A 12562-nucleotide genomic window follows, 5' to 3' on the forward strand; every position below is an offset into this window, starting at 1 on the left:
AATGGCGGATGTTTTATGCGAACATATGTTTGATGACGTACATCGGTCGGATCGTTTCGGTATGCTCTAGGTAACAGTTTTCGGTGGAATGGGAGGAATTCCCTTTCGGTCAGTAGAATTTGTAAGGTTATACGCAGGTTGGTAAAGGAGCGAACCCTCATGACGATCGCGCTGCGCCGGTTATATGAAATCGTGGAAGCGAGTCCGCTCGCGAAGAAAATTTGGGTCGTCGACAGCTACGCGGCCGGTCACCAGACGGTACAGCGAATGGCTAGAGAGCTCGGGTCGGTGACGAACTTGGAGATCGCGACGATCGAAGGGCTCGCCCGGTCGCGGGCGCTGCCGGCGCTGGCGGCAGGCGGCTTAACCTACGCTTCTCGCGGGGAGACGTATTGGATCGTCTTCTCGCTCATGCGGTCGGTGGCGACGGCGTCTTGGAGCGGCTATGTGCCGCCGGCGCTCGTCGCGCCGGGAGTCGCGGACCGGTTCCATCGCGCTCTAACGGAGCTTCGGGAAGCGGGAGTATCCTCCGAAGACATTGCAATCGAGGCGTTCGAGCAACGGGCGAAGGGCGAATACATTCGCGGGTTGTATTCCGCCTACGAACAGTCGCTGGCGCAGCACCGTATCGTCGACTTCGCGGGCTTGAGCCGCTTGGCGGCTCCGGCGCGGACCGACGCGGCGACCTTGTTCCTTTTGGACGGCGGCGTTCGGTTGTCGGAGGTCGGACGCGCCATGCTGGAACGGCTTGCCGGGGATCGCGGGGCGCTGCGCATTGAGCCGGAGCCGGACTTCCTCGCGCCGGAATCCGACTTCCCCATCGACGCCGTCGATTGGTTTCGGGCGCTCGGTCCGCTTGCGGAATCGAAGGAAGCGTTGCGGCGAGCGGCGGCGAGCGGCGTTCCATGGGACGATTGCGAGCTGCTGCTGTCCGACTATGCGGGGTACGTACCGGCTTTATACGGGCTTTGCCGCCGATTCGACATCCCCGCGACGTTCGCCGGAGGCTTGCCGATCGGATATTCCGAGCTCGGGAAGGCGGCGCTGGGCTACTTGGATTGGTTGGCGTCCGGTTACCGGGCGGACGCGCTCGCTGGCGCGATGAAGCTTGGCGGCGTGCGGCCGCCCGAGGACGCCGAGTTCCGGCGTTCCGACGCGATTCGGCTGTTGGAATCGTCCGGCATCGGTTGGGGGCGGGAACGATACGTCCTGCTGACCTCGAATCCATATGAACGGGATACGGACCGCGTCGCGGCCGAATGGCTCGATCGCTTGATTCGGAGGTGGCTGCTGCCGGTGCCGGCGAAGGCGAGCGATTGGTCCGCGGCGGACGTCGCCGACGGATTGGCCGCCTTCCTCGCCGATTGCCGGCCGCCGGCCGCCGCCGCGGACGCGAGCGTCGTCGCGGCCGTCGCGGAGCTGCGCGAGCAGCTCGGGCGATGGGCCGCGGATCGCATCGGGGCGGCGGACGCCTTGGCCGTCGTCCGCCGGCGGCTTACAGGTTGCGCAGTGGAGGCGGATTCGTCGCCGCAGCCCGGCAAGCTTCACGTCGCTTCGATCGAGCAGGGCGGCCTCTCCGGGAGACGATTCTCGATCGCGCTCGGCATGAGCGAGGAGCATTGGTCGGCGTCGGTTCGTCAAGATCCCGTGCTGCTCGACGACGAGCGCGCTCGATTGTCCGACGCGCTCGAGACGTCGGGCAGCCGCGCCTTGCGGGAGAGAGAGGCGCGCGGCCGCCGGCTCGGCTCCATCCGCGGCCGCGTCGTCTTCGGATACAGCAGTCTGCGTCTAGCCGAGGACGCCGAATCGAGCCCGGCTTACGAGCTGCTGCAGCTGTACCGCGCGGCTCGCGGGGAGCCGGAAGCCGACTTCGAGACGTTGGACGCCGCGATCGGCGAACCGTCGGGGTGGGTCGGCGCCGGCGGCTTCGCGGCGGATCTCGAGGACGGGATGACGCGAGCGCTGCAGACGCCGGACCGGATGCTGAGAGACGGCGCGGCGGAGGTGTTCCGTCTGTTTCCATCGCTGGCGGCCGGCGCGGCCGCGGTCGCCGCTCGCAAGGAACCTATCGTCGGTCCGTACGACGGGCTCGTGCCTTCGCTTGCGCAAGCCGCCGCGGAGGGAGATGGGGCTGACGGCGCATCTCCGATCCGATCGTTCAGCGCCAGTAAGTTGGAGACGTACGCGAAGTGTCCGTTGCTGTTTTTTTATCAGGAAGTGTTAGGCGTCCGGCCGAAAGAAATCGTCGAATACGATCGGACGCGCTGGCTCGACGCGATGCAGCGAGGGCAGCTGCTGCATGACATCTTCTGCGAATATATGAGCGAGACGGCGAAGCAAGGGGGGCACGACCGAGGCAGGTTAGAGGGCATCTGCGAACGGAAGCTGCTGGAGGCGGCCGCTCGGGTGCCGCCGCCCAGCCCGCATATCTACGCGAAAGAATGCGATGCCGTCCGGAAGGACGTAGCCGTGTTTTGGCGGATGGAATCGAGGCGCGAGTCGAAGCCGCGCTGGTTCGAGTTGGAGCTGCACAAGGACGAAGGATCGTTCGCATTGGAGTTGGCGGACGGGTTCCGGCTTTCGTTGCGCGGCTACGTGGACCGGATCGACGAGGTCGGCGACCACCGGTACAAGATCATCGATTACAAGACGGGACAGCCGAAGTATTACGACGAGGGAGCTTTCTACGCCGGCGGCACGCAAATTCAGCACGCGCTGTACGCCTTAGCCGTCGAGCAGTGGCTGCGGCGGACCGGGGCGGACCCGGAAGCGCGCGTGACGGAAGCGGCGTACGCGTTTCCGACCGAGCGCGGCTTAGGCGAGGAGGTGTCCCGGCCTCAGGAAGGGCGCCGCGACGACACCGTGGCTTTGCTGCGTCGGACGCTGGAGGCGATCCGCGGAGGGCTGTTTCCGCCGACCGATAAGCCCGAATTATGCCGTCGATGCGACTATGCGGCCGTCTGCGGTTCGCATGCCGAATGGAAGAAGCATGCGCGCGCGTTCCCGGAAAATCGGGATCGACTCGCGCCATTGTTGGAGGTGAACGGCAGTGTCTGACGTTACGTTGATCGCCGCGGACGCGGAGGCGCGTCGGCGCATCGCGGCCGACTTGGATACGTCCTTCCTGGTAGAAGCCGGGGCCGGTTCGGGGAAGACGACGTCGCTCGTCGCCCGAATGATCGCGCTTGTCGAATCCGGCAAAGCCGAGGTGCGGCGAATGGCCGCGATTACGTTCACGAATAAGGCGGCCGCCGAGCTGCGCGGCCGATTCCGGATGAAGCTCGAGCAGCGGCTTCGGGACGCCGAGGACGAGACGACGCGGGAGCGGTTGTCGCTCGCGCTGCGCCAGATCCCCGAGGGGTTCGTCGGCACGATCCATGCTTTCTGCGGCAGGCTGCTCCGGGAACGGCCGATGGAGGCAGGCCTCGACCCCGAATTCGCGGAGATGGACGAAACGGAAAGCCGGGAGCGTCTGCAGCTGTATTGGGACGATTACTTGCTTGAGCTGCGGGAGAGGAACGAATCCGCGATCGACGCTTTGGCGGGGTTAGGCGTGCATGTCGAAGACTTACGCGCCGTGTATTTGTGCGTCGCGATGTACGAAGACGTCGATGTGTTCACGGAGGACGCGCCGCGGCCCGATTTCGACCGCCTTCGGCTGTCGCTGCTGCCGCTGATCGACGAAGCCGTACGCGCGCTGCCGACGAACCGTCCGGAGGGCGGGTGGGATGCGCTGCAGCAGGCGCTGCGCGCCGCCGCAGCGTTCCGGCGCAGCCGGGACGTCGAAGACGACTTGACGTTGTTGGCGTTGGCTACGACGTTCGACAAGGCGCTCGGCGTCACGCAGAAGCGTTGGCCGGACCCGAAGACGGCGAAGGCGCTCAAGGAGCGGTTCGCGGAGTGGCGGGCCGACGTGCTGCTTCCTTTTCTAAGATCGTGGAAGGAGTTCTTGCACCCGCAGGTCGTTCGTTTCGTGCTGCCGGCGGTGGCCTATGCGCGGGAGCGACGGTTGCAGGAAGGCGCGTTGTCGTTCCAAGACCTGTTGATGAAGGCGACGACGATGCTTCGCGAGCGGCGGGAGGTGCGTCGTTACTTCTCCTCGCGGTACGCCCGTCTGTTCGTGGACGAATTCCAAGATACCGATCCGGTGCAGGCGGAGATGATGCTGCTGCTCACCGGAGCGGACCCGGATGTCGACGAGTGGCGAAAGCAGCGTCCCAAGCCCGGAGCGCTGTTCATCGTCGGCGATCCGAAGCAGTCGATCTATCGGTTCCGCCGCGCGGATATTTCCACGTATAATCTCGTGAAGCGAATCATGGGACAATGCGGCGCCGTCTTGCAGCTCACTCGGAATTTCCGATCGGTCCGTTCGGTCGGCGATTTCGTCAACTACGCGTTCGAAGGGAAGTTCATGCCGCCCGGCAAGTCGGACGATACGCAGGCGGACTTCGTCCGGATGCTGACGACGCGCGCCAATCCGACGGGGAAGGGGCTTCGGCACGGCGTATTTACGTTGACGTCGCCCAAGGCCGAGTACGACCGGAAGGCGGACATCGCCTCGGAGGACGCGGACCGGGTCGCGCGTTGGATTTCTTGGGCGTGCGACGGCAATCTTCGGGTGGCGGAGCGGGAAGGCGGCAAGGAGGCGACGCGGCCCGCCCGCCCCGACGACTTCCTTGTGCTCCTGAAGTATCGCGAGTTTATCGGTTTGTATGCGGAGCGGCTCGAAGCGTACGGCATTCCTTCCGACACCTCCGGCAGCCAAGTGTTGTATGACGAGCTTCGCGCGTTGCGCATGCTGGCGGCTTGCCTCCATGATCCGTCGGATCGGGTGCCGCTGCTCGCGACGCTTCGCGGCCCGTTGTTCGGCGTCAGCGACGAAGCGTTGTATGCATATACGATGGAGGTCGGACGGATCTCGTTGTACGGGGGGGCGGATGGAGATGGGGGTGGACCCGACGGCTCGAATCAGAGCTCTCCTACCGGAGCGCCGGTCCGGGAGGCGTTGGCCGCGCTGCGGACGATGCTGGGCATCGTCCGCAAAGAGCCCGCGCTTAGCGCGTTCCTGCGGCTGACGGAGCGGCTCGGTCTATTGCCGTTCGCCGCCGGGTCGCCTTCGGGCAGCATTCGAGCAGGTACGCTTGCGAAGCTGTACGAGACGATCGCCGGTCATCCGGAGGCGGCGTCCGACTGGGGCGCCTTGACCCGGCTGCTCGGCGAGATCGCCGATGCGAACGGACTGGAAGGCGCCTCCCTCTTCGCGGGGACCGGCCGGGCGGTTCGCATTATGAATTTGCATAAGGCGAAGGGGCTGGAGGCGCCGATCGTCTTCCTGGCGTGTCCGTGCGGCGATTCGGACCGCGACGCGACCGAGCATATCGACCGGATGCAGGAGCCGGCCGCCGGATATTTCGCCATTACGCGGCGGAAGGAGTTTCAGACGGAGGTCGTCGCGCAGCCGATCGGTTGGCCCGAGGTCGCCGAGAAGGAGCGCTTGTATATGCACGCCGAACGCGATCGGCTGCTCTACGTTGCGGCGACGCGGGCGAAGCAGCTGACGATCGTCAGCCGTTATCCTTATAAGCCGGCGATCGATCCGTGGAGCCATCTCGCGCCGGCGTTGGAGGGTCAGCCGGAGCTGGACGACGTGCAGCGCGGAGAGCTGCCGAGAGAGCGTTGGGACGGTCCGTTCGACGCGGAGGAGGCGCTGCGCGCATGGCGCGAGGCGCACGCGAAGGCGTCCGCGCCGTCGTACGCCGTCGCTAGCGTCACGTCGCTGGCGAAGGGGGGCGCGGCCGAAGCGACGCCGCCTCGGCCGACCGCGGGACGCGGCGCGGCGTTCGGCACCGTCGTGCATCGCGCGCTGGAGGCCGTCGGCAACGGCTTGTCGCGAGACGAGTTGGACGCGTTCGTGCGCGTCGCGTCGGCGGAGGAGGCGCTCGACGTTGCGTACGCGGCCGAGGCGCTCGCGATGGTCGACGCCGTGTTGGCGAGCGATTTGTGGCGCCGCGTCGAGTTAGCTGCGCGCCGCTATCACGAGTTCACGTTTACCGCCGCGGCTCGCGAAGACGGGAAGGACCGCATCGTGAACGGGGTGATCGACCTCGTCTTCGAGGAGGACGACGGCGGGTGGGTGATCGTTGACTTCAAGACGGACGGCATGGCGGTGGAGGACGAGGCGGCGTTCGCGGCGTTCTATGCGCCGCAGGTGGAAGCCTACGCGGACTATTGGAGACGGCTGACCGGCGCGGTTGTGAAAGAAACCGGACTGCTGTTTCTTCACACCAACCGCTACGTGCGGACGGCGCCGATCGCCGCTCAGTCCGGGCCGGAAGCAGGCTAGATGCCGGAGAAACTCCGACTGCAGCCTGCTGTTAGGCCCGGGGTCGGCGAGTAGTCGGAAAAACTCCGACTGCGGCCTGCTGTTAGGCCCGGGGTCGGCGAATAGTCGGAGAAACTCCGACTACAGCCTGCCGTGGGGCACGGGGTCTGCGAATAGTCGGAGAAACTCCGACTGCGGCCTGCTGTTAGGCCCGGGGTCGGCGAATAGTCGGAGAAACTCCGACTGCAGCCGGCCGCGAGGCTCGGGGTCGGCGAGTAGTCGGAGAAACTCCGACTGCAGCGGGCCGTCAAGCATGGGGCAACCGAAGGTTATGCGAACACATGTTCCATGACAACCCGTTGTCGTTACCCTCCACTACAATTCTAGTAACGAAGCATAACGAGAGAGGGAGCGACACGAAATGAACATTCATCTGACGGAACAGGCGTATGCGGCATTCGCGGGTCGGGAGGGCACGAACGCGAACGAGCAAGGACGCGAGGAGGTTCAGGCCCGTCTTCAGTCTTGCGCGGAAGGCGACGGCTTCGCGAGCGTCCAGTGGCAGGGAAGGCCGGCGCTGTACGCGCTTGACGCGTACTGGCGGTACGAGGCGCAAGCGGACATCGTCGCGCTGACCGACTGCGTCGGCGTGTTCCACGCCGTGAGCGTGTCCCGATGGGACCGATCGGAACGGCAGCCGGAGCGCCGGCTGCGGAATGCGGCGGCCGCGGAACGATAAGCTTGACTGGAACCCACGTTCACCGGGTACGCGCCGGAGGCGTGGGTTTTCTTTTGTTCATTTTCCGAGTTCGGTCCGGCGTGTTATAATAGGTCACACTGGATTTACATCTAGTCAGGAACCTCCCTCTTCGCGAGCACATACCGTATAGCAGGGAACATCATCGGGGGAATGCGGAATGAATATTCGCAAGCTTCGTCTATTCGATACAGAGAACGCCTTGTCCAGCGAGGACCGGGACGAATACGAGAAGGATTACGCAAGGCTGATTCAATCGCCCGCGTTCCGCAGGCTTCAAGGAAAGTCGCAAGTGTTCGGCGCCGGTTCGGGAGACTATTACCGCACGAGATTGACGCATTCGCTCGAGGTGTCGCAGATCGCTCGGGAGGTGGCCCGCAGGCTCGACAAGACGGAATCGTTCTTGTCGAGGAAGGAGCACCCTGGGCTCATGATGGACCCGGAGGTCGTGGAATGCGCCGCGTTGGCGCATGATTTCGGCCATCCGCCGTTCGGCCACAAGGGCGAGGAAATTCTGAATCTCATCCTGCGGGAACGGTACGGCATGGCGTACGAAGGCAACGCGCAAAACTTCCGCATCCTCATGTTTCTCGAGAAGCGCGCGGGCAGCGAGCGAGGCCTCGACTTGACGGCGGCGGTGCTGCTGGCGATCAACAAATATCCGGTGTCGATCGAGGAACCGGGCCGGCTTAAAGGCGTATACGGCATGGAATGGGAAGGCATTAAGCATCTGCGCGACGTCTGGGGCATGCCCGAACGTCGGGCGACGCTCGAAGCGCAGCTGATGGACTTGTGCGACGATATCGCGTATTCCACGCACGATATCGAGGACGGGATGCGCGCGGGGAAGATTCAGTTGAATCCGAATTTCTTCGAAGACGAGCGGCTCGTCGACAACGTCGTGCAGGAAATCGTGGACGATGCGGGCAACAGCGAAGTGCGCTGGGACGAGGTCGACCGGAAGTCGATGGTGCGGCGCGTGCTCGCCGATTACTGCCGGCAGTGGGAAGCGATCTACGCGCAGTGCGGCAGAGAAGCGTCTCGGGCGCGGCGCGAGATCAAGGCGCGTTGGGTCGGCAAGTTCGCGAATCAGGTCGGGATCATCGACGATCCGAACATCGGCTGGAAGCGCGTAACGTTCGTGAGGGACGGGCAGGAGGATCTGGATCTGCTGCGCACGATGGAAATTTTAAAGAAGCTCGCTTGGGTAACGATGATCAAGGACGTGCGCGTGCAGCGTCTGCAGAAGCGCAACGAGATTATCGTCCGCCGGCTGTGGGACAGCTTCAGCGATGTAGAGACGGGGAAGCTCATCCTGCCGCCGGACTGGATCGAAAGCTATCGGCAGCACAAGAGCAAGTGGCCGTGGGAGCGCATGGTGGCCGACTATATCGCCGGCATGACCGACGCGTACGCGGAGAAGGTATATTCGGAGCTGTACGCGAGCCGCACGGGCTCGATCTACGAGCGGGATTAACGGACGGAAGGACGTATCGCTTCGGCGTCGCATCGCGACGGGTCGAAGGATACGTCCTTCTTCGCGTATGTGGAAAGAAAGGCGAAAGCGAAAGCCGATTTAAATCAACTGGATGACATGTACGACGTTCTCGTGCGAGTGCACCTTCAAGACGTGATTGGCCGGGTCGTATTCGATGGTGCCGGAACCGATCGACAGCTTCGGCATCGAACCGAGCCCGTAGAAGATGTCGTCGGCCAACGTGCGCATAAATTCGGCCTGCTCGGCCGATGCCAAAGCGGACCAATCGTCCGCATCCATCTCGAATGCTTCGTAGCTGTCGTCGATCGTTCCGATGGCGTTCGCCAGATCGGTGACGATGTCTTTGTATTCTCGGTTGAATTTGACGCCCACGTCGGGTCGCCTCCGTTCTGCAGGGAGTTGTTCTTATCATACCAGTCGGACAACGGAGATGCCAATCGGGTCGAAGGCGGAATGCGCGGAAGTTATATGTAATTAAAATTGACATAAAATTCGAGTCCGACTAGTTTCGCGAAAAATACCTGTCATAAATATTTACATCGGAAACGCTTTTGAATATAGTAGTAAAAATACATTCGAGGCGAGAGAGGACGTGGGGTGCCATGGACATTACGAAGCTGCCGAAGGTGGATTTGCATCTGCATCTGGACGGAAGCGTCAAACCGGAGACGATCGTCGATCTGGCGAGCGAGGAGGGAGTCGAGCTGCCCGGCGCCGACAAGGAGACGATCTCCTCGCTGATGCAGGTCAAGGGAGAATGCGCCAGCCTCAAGGAATATCTCGGCAAGTTTCTGTTCGTCGGGCGATTTCTGCATACTTCGTACGCCTTGGAGCGCATCGCGTACGAGCTGGTCGAGCAAGCCTCCGAGCAAAATTGCAAATATATCGAGGTGCGCTTCGGGCCGCAATTGCATCGGGGACGAGGGTTGTCCGCCGAGGAGGTTATCCATGCCGTGATCGAGGGGCTGCGGCGCGGAGAGGAGGCGTTCGGGGTGAAGGCGCGGGGCATCGCCGCGTGTCTCAGATCCCACTCGGACGCGTTGAACCGAGAGGTGATCACGGCCGCTTCCGAATACTTAGGAAAAGGAATCGTCGCCGTCGACCTTGCCGGCGACGAAGCGAGCTTCCCCGCGGAGAGGTTCGCGGACGTCTTCCGGCACGCGCGGCGCCGCGACATCCCGATCACGATTCACGCCGGCGAAGCGGCGGGGCCGAAGAACATCTACGACGCGGTGACGAAGCTGGGCGCCTCGCGGATCGGACACGGCGTCCGCCTGCAGGAGGACGCCGACGCGTACCGGCTCGTTCGCGAACGCCGCATTCCGCTTGAGATGTGCCCCGTCAGCAATATCCAAACGAAAGCGTCGCCGGGCTGGTCCGCTTATCCGATTCGGGACTATTTCGATCAAGAGCTGATGGTGACCGTCAACACGGACAATCTGACGGTTTCGGATACGAATCTGGGTAAGGAATACGCGATGCTGCAGGAGCATTTCGCCTTCCGCCCGCAAGAGCTGAAGCGGCTCGTATTGAACGGCGTCGACGCCGCGTTCCTGCCGGATGCGGAGAAGAAAGCGCTGCGCGCATCCATGGCATCGGAGTTCGAGCGGCTCGGCATCGCGTAATCTCAATGCGTCGATTGCGCCGCGGCCGTCCCGGATATTTCCTGCGAAGCCGAACGGTTTCGGCGCCGCCGATGCACGAGCAGCGCGACGAGCGCGAGCGCGATGAACGCCGACCCGCTCGAATACGCCACATACCGATCTTCCCACTGCGGCCGGAATTTCGCCTTAAAGCGTTGTAGTCCTTCGAAGTTGTAATAGCGCGACGCGATCCGGCGAACAAGGTTGAGCCAAGGTCGACCGTCGCATGCGTTCGCCAAAGGCGACGCGCCGAGACTGCACTCGGCGTACCCGGAAGCTTGTCCCCAAGTCAGAATGCGTACGAACAGCGCCTCCATCCCGCCCGAAGGGCTGCCTTCCCGATACCGCATGAGATCGATGGCGAGGCCCCGCTCTCCCTCCGGACGTTCGAACGCTGCCAACGTGACGAAGGCGAGCAGTTCGCCTCCGCGCGAACGAAGCGTCGCGATCGGATGCGCCGCGACGTACGTTCCGCAATAACTCCCCACGGAAAACGATTTCTCCCGTTTCCCTCCCAGCCACGCGTCGGATACCGATTCGACTTCGGAAATCAATGCGTCGGCATGCGGCGGGAGCAATATCTCGCATCGATAGCCCTCGCGTTCGATTTTATGGATTTTGGTTCGAAGCTTGATCCAGCTTTTCCCGGTCGTATGGAAGCCGGTCAGCGCCACGGAAGCTTCTTCGCCCGTTTTCATCGTACGGAACCCGCAACGTTCCAGCCAAGCCGCGTACCGCGGTCCCATCCGGTAGAATACGTAATCGCGCCTGGATGCCTTGCCCGATGACAGAAATTCCGTCAACGCGGTTCTCCCGTCCGTCTCCGTTCCGACGGGGTCTCCTAAGACGACTATCTTTCCGGCGATAGAAGAATAGAGCAAATAAGCGGAACGGTCGGCGGACCAGAATCGCCGCTTGTCTTCCTGATAGAGTAAATGGGATACGCTGTTTCCGATCGCGGCGCCGGTGCGCTCGGACGGATGAGGGGTGTAAGGGGATGTCGATGCGCTCATAGCCGAGGGTTCCTCCATCGTCGAGTAGGTCGTTGTTGTACTTCGATATCATAACATGATTCTTTCGATATAGGACCGTGAACCTGAGTTCGAAACGAAGCAAAACATTCGCGCGTCTTCTTATTGTCTGAATCTAGCAATCGTGATACGTTTAGTGCATTATGTCTATTTAGTAGAGGCGGGATAGGTTGAGGAGGAAGAGGACCATAGCATGGGTCGCGGCGATCGGCGTCGGCGTCTGCGCGTTCGCGGCCGCGCAAGCGATCGCCGCCGGGACCGCGGGCGGAGTCGTCTCGCTGCCGGCCCGAACGATCGACGGCGAGGTGTACGTGAAGGCGAGCAGTCTGACGAACGCGCTCGGAGGCGCGGGGACGTACGATGCCGCGACGAAGACGTATCGATACGAGCCAGGGGAGAAAGTCGCCGATCTGATCGAAAAGGCGGGGCCTTCCGTCGTCGCGATAATCGGCAAGCCGGATTCCAATGCGCTGCGGTCGAACGACCGATTCGCGTTAACGCACGGCTCGGGGGTCATCGTCTCGGCGGACGGATGGATCGTAACGAACGCGCATGTCATCGAGAGCATGAAGGAAATCATCGTCCTAGCGCACGACGAGAAACAGTATAAGCCGACGAAGGTGTTCAAGGACGCCGCCAGCGACCTTGCGCTGTTGAAGGTATCGGCGACGGGGCTCGCGCCGGCGTCGTTCGCGGACAGCGATCGGGTGCGTCCCGGGGAGACGGCGATCGCGATCGGCACGCCGGTGAATTTCTCGCTGCGCAACTCGGCGACCGTCGGCGTCATCAGCGGCGTCAACCGCTCGGTGAACTCGACGTACCGGCTGCTGCAGACGGACGCGGCGATCAATCCGGGCAACAGCGGCGGACCGCTGCTCAATGCGAGCGGCGAGGTCGTCGGCATCAATACGCTGAAGTTCGTCGACGTGTCCGTCGATAATACGGGATTCTCGATCCCGGCGAACACGGTCGCTTACATCGTCGATCATTTGAAGAAATACGGCATCGTGAAACGGGCGTACGTCGGGTTCGAGCTCGAAGAGAGCTGGGAAGCGGTCGTCGGCCTGTCGACGAGCAAGCCGATGACCGTCACCTATGTCGATCCGGCGTCTCCGGCGGCGAAAGCCGGCGTGAAGAAGGGCGACGCCTTGTATTCGATCGATCAGTCGAAGGTCGTCACGAAGGTCGACTTGAACGAGAAGTTGAAGTCGTATATGCCTGGAGCGAAAGTGACGGTAACGATGCTTTCGGGCGGCGATATCGTGCAGCGTACGATCCCCTTGCAAGACCAACCCTAAGCGGCGGAGGATT

Annotated in this window: 8 protein-coding genes; 6 read left to right on the top strand and 2 right to left on the bottom strand. The window is 62.8% G+C overall.

The window, feature by feature from the left end:
- Nucleotides 1–159: 159 nt before the first annotated feature.
- The 4 genes from FE782_RS07920 to FE782_RS07935 all read left to right on the top strand — a co-directional run bounded on the left by FE782_RS07920 (nt 160) and on the right by FE782_RS07935 (nt 8556).
- A complete protein-coding gene (locus FE782_RS07920) occupies nt 160–3057 on the top strand; it encodes a PD-(D/E)XK nuclease family protein (RefSeq protein WP_138193545.1) in 2898 nt (965 codons plus the stop codon).
- A complete protein-coding gene (locus FE782_RS07925; RefSeq protein ID WP_138193546.1) occupies nt 3050–6343 on the top strand; it encodes a UvrD-helicase domain-containing protein in 3294 nt (1097 codons plus the stop codon). The genes FE782_RS07920 and FE782_RS07925 overlap by 8 nt, the downstream gene beginning before the upstream one ends.
- Before the next feature lie 400 nt (nt 6344–6743).
- Nucleotides 6744–7061 (top strand): hypothetical protein, encoded by a 318-nt coding sequence (locus FE782_RS07930; RefSeq protein ID WP_138193547.1) that lies wholly within the window; start codon nt 6744–6746, stop codon nt 7059–7061.
- Nucleotides 7062–7239: 178 nt separating this feature from the next.
- Entirely contained in the window at nt 7240–8556 is a 1317-nt protein-coding gene (locus FE782_RS07935) for a deoxyguanosinetriphosphate triphosphohydrolase family protein (protein WP_138193548.1), read from the top strand.
- A 99-nt stretch (nt 8557–8655) separates the two neighbouring features.
- On the opposite strand, the gene FE782_RS07940 is transcribed toward FE782_RS07935, so the two are convergent.
- Nucleotides 8656–8949, bottom strand: a complete 294-nt coding sequence (locus FE782_RS07940) for a hypothetical protein (RefSeq protein WP_138193549.1) — start codon at nt 8947–8949, stop codon at nt 8656–8658.
- 230 nt (nt 8950–9179) lie between these two features.
- Between FE782_RS07940 and add the strand changes: the two genes are divergently transcribed.
- A complete protein-coding gene (gene add / locus FE782_RS07945) occupies nt 9180–10202 on the top strand; it encodes an adenosine deaminase (RefSeq protein WP_138193550.1) in 1023 nt (340 codons plus the stop codon).
- A 2-nt stretch (nt 10203–10204) separates the two neighbouring features.
- Here add and FE782_RS07950 read toward each other — a convergent pair whose 3' ends face one another.
- Nucleotides 10205–11233: a phosphatidylglycerol lysyltransferase domain-containing protein gene (locus FE782_RS07950; RefSeq protein WP_158299293.1), complete on the bottom strand. Its 1029-nt coding sequence runs from the start codon at nt 11231–11233 to the stop codon at nt 10205–10207.
- Nucleotides 11234–11421: 188 nt separating this feature from the next.
- Between FE782_RS07950 and FE782_RS07955 the strand changes: the two genes are divergently transcribed.
- Nucleotides 11422–12549, top strand: a complete 1128-nt coding sequence (locus tag FE782_RS07955) for a S1C family serine protease (protein ID WP_238392384.1) — start codon at nt 11422–11424, stop codon at nt 12547–12549.
- Nucleotides 12550–12562: the final 13 nt, after the last annotated feature.

Origin of the sequence: Paenibacillus antri (assembly GCF_005765165.1) — a bacterium.
GTDB lineage: Bacteria > Bacillota > Bacilli > Paenibacillales > YIM-B00363 > Paenibacillus_AE > Paenibacillus_AE antri.